The organism is bacterium (assembly GCA_040755795.1).
In the GTDB taxonomy this organism is placed as follows: domain Bacteria; phylum UBA9089; class CG2-30-40-21; order CG2-30-40-21; family SBAY01; genus JBFLXS01.
Genome location: JBFLXS010000402.1, coordinates 1 through 3,689 on the forward strand (window position 1 = coordinate 1; position 3,689 = coordinate 3,689).

The 3,689-nt window shown below is 37.2% G+C and carries 6 protein-coding genes; all 6 read right to left on the reverse strand.

The window, feature by feature from the left end:
- Positions 1 to 126: 126 nt before the first annotated feature.
- Positions 127 to 330, reverse strand: a complete 204-nt coding sequence (locus AB1414_17400) for a hypothetical protein (GenBank protein MEW6609191.1) — start codon at positions 328 to 330, stop codon at positions 127 to 129.
- A 14-nt stretch (positions 331 to 344) separates the two neighbouring features.
- Positions 345 to 566, reverse strand: a complete 222-nt coding sequence (locus tag AB1414_17405; GenBank protein ID MEW6609192.1) for a hypothetical protein — start codon at positions 564 to 566, stop codon at positions 345 to 347.
- Between the two features lie 322 nt (positions 567 to 888).
- A complete protein-coding gene (locus AB1414_17410; GenBank protein MEW6609193.1) occupies positions 889 to 1,053 on the reverse strand; it encodes a hypothetical protein in 165 nt (54 codons plus the stop codon).
- Between the two features lie 62 nt (positions 1,054 to 1,115).
- Positions 1,116 to 1,427, reverse strand: a complete 312-nt coding sequence (locus AB1414_17415; protein MEW6609194.1) for a hypothetical protein — start codon at positions 1,425 to 1,427, stop codon at positions 1,116 to 1,118.
- 311 nt (positions 1,428 to 1,738) lie between these two features.
- On the reverse strand, positions 1,739 to 2,425 hold the full coding sequence (locus AB1414_17420) for a DUF3782 domain-containing protein (protein MEW6609195.1): 687 nt from the start codon (positions 2,423 to 2,425) through the stop codon (positions 1,739 to 1,741).
- 396 nt (positions 2,426 to 2,821) lie between these two features.
- On the reverse strand, positions 2,822 to 3,689 hold an 868-nt coding region (locus AB1414_17425; protein MEW6609196.1), incomplete at its 5' end, for an Rpn family recombination-promoting nuclease/putative transposase.

The following is a 3,689-nucleotide window of genomic DNA, read 5'->3' on the forward strand; positions in this document are numbered from 1 at the left end:
TGGGTTACTACATCAATCTCTATACATTGAGCAACCCAGTACTTTTCACCCTTTTCAATATAAACTTTAATTGTATTATGCAGCATCTGTTCACCTCCAAACTTTACTTTGTTATATTTTATCATTTTATTCCAACCAGGTCAAATTTTTGTTGATATAGATTGCCTCATTATAGGTTCCCGCAGAGACAATTATCCTCTCGCCACTTCCTGCTGCATTTATTGCCGCCTGGATGGTTGTATAGTCTCCTGGCACATACAAATCCGCTGCTCTTGCCTCTTGGGTTAAAAAAACCATCCCCACGACCACTAAACCGATGATTTTTTTCATCTTTTCAACACCTCTTATTTAATTTGAGCTCTCTCAACATCTCCAGAGCTCGGATTTGACTGAAGTTTCAGCAATTCTCGGTGAAGATGAACAAAGAGGTCAGGCAAGCTAAGATAGCCACCATAAAGCCATTTTTTGCGTTTTAACAGCAATTCTCCTTCGTGTTCTGACCCAATTAACACTAAGGAAATGATATAGACTAAAAAAGAGCATGTCTTTTTTAATCTATACCTCAAATATATTGCTCAAGAAAAACCTAAAATAAACCGAAAACGTAACTATTCAGCCACTGATTAACAGGGATAAATAAGAGAGGACAGAAGGCCCAAAGGTAAGGACAGGGCTTGTCCCTATCCGTTCCGTAGGCGGACAACCCCAAGAGTTGTCCCTACAACCCTAATTGCAGGCAAATACGCTGTAGCGGGATTTTCCATGTTTCATCCGTGTTCATCCGTGGCTGAACAGTTACAGTATATGACGAACTTTGTTTAGTAATCTTTGTTTAGTGACTTATCTCTAAACACTCAGCACATACAACTTCTGTAATTCCTTGAACTTCTATATACTATCTAACCATTCCTGTTCATTAAGACCAGATTGTAAAATCATACTCGTTATGGTTCTTGGAGCAAAAATTTTCTGATTAACAATTACTGTTACTCGTCTCTTCTTCCCTTTAACATAACCTACAAATTGCTGATGACTTCCTTTTTGACGACTCAAAGTAAATTTGTTCCTTTTGAGAATTTTTTTCTACCTCTTCACTTGAAAGAGAAAGGAGTCTCTTATCTGGCATAAACTATCTCCTCAAACTTAATCTTTTTTGGCGAAGTAGTCTTAGGTAGTTCCTTAGCCATAAATTTAGCCTCGGCATCAAAGAATTTTATCCATTCTTCCATTGAAGCTGGACGGGGGATAAACTCTTGTTCGTCTCCTGATTCAAGTACATCTTCAAGGTACAATTCTACTGCTTCCTGTAAGTTCCTCCTGGTTTCTTCCATAGTCTTTCCTTGTGAGGCAACATTAAGCTCAAGACAGACAGCCGAATAAATATCGCCTTCTTTCTCAATCAAGTTATGCAAATGTAATCTTCGCATTTTTTCAATACCCTCCTCTTAAGTAGAGACAACGCTCTCGGATAAAATTGAGCGTTGATTTTATTAGCCATTCCGGCTAATTATTTTTTTCCTCTTTACAACAGAGCCATTTCAGGCACGGTGGGAAATAAACCCTGTTCCTACACATAATTAGAAACAAAAAAAGCACAGTAAAATCAATTAATGTGCTTATATTTTTAATAAATTTATTCTTAACTCTCTGTCCTGCAAGGACTTAGATTGCGTCTCTCTCTCTCTCTCTGTGTGTGTGTGTATGTGTGTAAATAAAATAAATAAAGGTATCATCTTTTTTACTCCTTTATTTCCTCATAGGTTATAAGCTGGATGCCTAATTCTTTACAGGCATCTTTGCCTTTATCCTTCATATCTACACAGACAAATACTGGCTTTGCTTTTTTGTTTGTTTCTCTCTCATACAGCTTTGCCTTGCGGGAAAGTATGGTTACATCAGAAGAACCTGCGGATGAGCTTATCTCAACAAGATAATCCTCTCCATCCTTTATCAAAAGGTCAATCTGAACCTCCTCTGGATAGCCAAAAACATAGCCATCTTTATCCTTAATCTTTAATTCCTTTACCTCGGTTACCTTAAGGTTTTTAAGCAATAGCTCTTTAAGGGTATTCCTTAAGGTTTTCTCAGCACATATTCCCCATCTTGCTCCTATGGTATCTACGGTTATTTTTAAATCCCTTGTAGCTTTTGATTGAAGTTCAAATCCATAGTGCATTTCTTTTATAAGCTCCTCAAACCTTCGGTCAATTGCCTCAAATCTCTTGTTTGTCTCCTCAAACCTTTTGTTTGTTTCTTCCCTTAAGAGCCTGATTTCTTCCAGAACCCTTGTAAAATCATCCTTTGTGGCAAAGGTTTCAGATAGGATGGCATAGAGAGAACCCCTAAATTGCTCATCTTTCTTTAACAAGATAGGCAAAACCCTTAAGATGTGAGTTTCTTCCTCTTTTATCAATGAAATAGGCATTTTTATCTCCTTGAAAATAATTATATCATCTTTAATTGTTTTTGTCAAGAAAAAAATCCCAGTTCCAGTAATCCCTCAGTTATTGGTGGTAAAAACTAAATACTTGATGTTCAAGTTTTTTAAAGGTATAAAGATTTAACCGCAAAGAGCGCAACGGAAGATTTCGCAAAGGAAGGAAAATAAGGTGGTGAACAACCTATTGCTTTGTTAAGTTTGCTTTGCTATGTTTAGAAAGTTATCGGTTATCAGGTTATCGCTGAAGAAAAAGAAGTAGCTTTTTATCTCCGATTACTGATTACCGATTACCCGGATTCCACTTCCGATGGCTAAAGTATTGCTAATTTCAGGGTTATCTTCCTTAGTGTTTGGCTGTGGTTTTAGTGCCTTAGTGTTTTTTTATTGTCTCGCTAACCTTACCACTTTATTTATCTCTTCCTTTGAAAGTCCGGTTATCTTAGCAATCACATCAATATTAAATCCCTCTGAATACATAGCCTTAGCAGCCTCTACTGCTTTCCTATATTCACCTTGTTGTATCCCTTGCTGTAATCCTTGTTGCATTCCTTGTTGCATTCCTTGTTGCATTCCTTGTTCTATCAATTTCATAGCGGTAGTCATTGTTGCTTCACCCCCTTTCTCGGAAATCTTCTTCACTGCCTCTACTACCTCTTTTACTCCTATCTCGGTGCTACTGTAAATATACCGAATAACCCCTTCCAAAAATTTTAGCCCTTTCTCCTCCTCGTAACACATCTGCCCTATCTCTAAAAAATCCCCGATATGCTCCCGTAATTTCCCCTCATCATATATGCTCTTCATCACTAATAGGGCTATCCTAAGAGTTACATCCAAAAGAACCTGCCCCTTTATCTCCTCATCACTATACCTCGATAAATCTGTCAATAAATAATCAAATTCAGGAATATATCTCTTTAATCCCTCATCTATCCCTGTAAAATATTCAGATAACCCTTTCACCCCCCATCGTTCTTTACCGTGATAAAAAATAATAGGTATAACAGGTCTTAAGCCCTCTTTCTGTTTGATATTTGTCTCCCATATCTTAAGGATATACCGTAGAAGCTGGAAATGCGGGTATTTGACTGCCTTGCTCTTATGTTCAAATAAAAGCGAAATCTTTACCTTGCTCTTAGCCTTGTAAAGACAATTATAAACTATGTCTGAAAAGTTCTCTTTTAGTTCCTCATCAATGTAAGAGTTATTATCCAATTCCAGGGTTGATAAATCAAGGTTTTTCTTCAGA

Excerpts from the sequence above, each read along its gene's own strand:
- AB1414_17415 (MEW6609194.1), bottom strand. The coding sequence starts at position 1,427 with ATGCGAAGATTACATTTGCATAACTTGATTGAGAAAGAAGGCGATATT.
- AB1414_17420 (MEW6609195.1), bottom strand. The coding sequence starts at position 2,425 with ATGCCTATTTCATTGATAAAAGAGGAAGAAACTCACATCTTAAGGGTT.
- AB1414_17400 (MEW6609191.1), bottom strand. The coding sequence starts at position 330 with ATGAAAAAAATCATCGGTTTAGTGGTCGTGGGGATGGTTTTTTTAACC.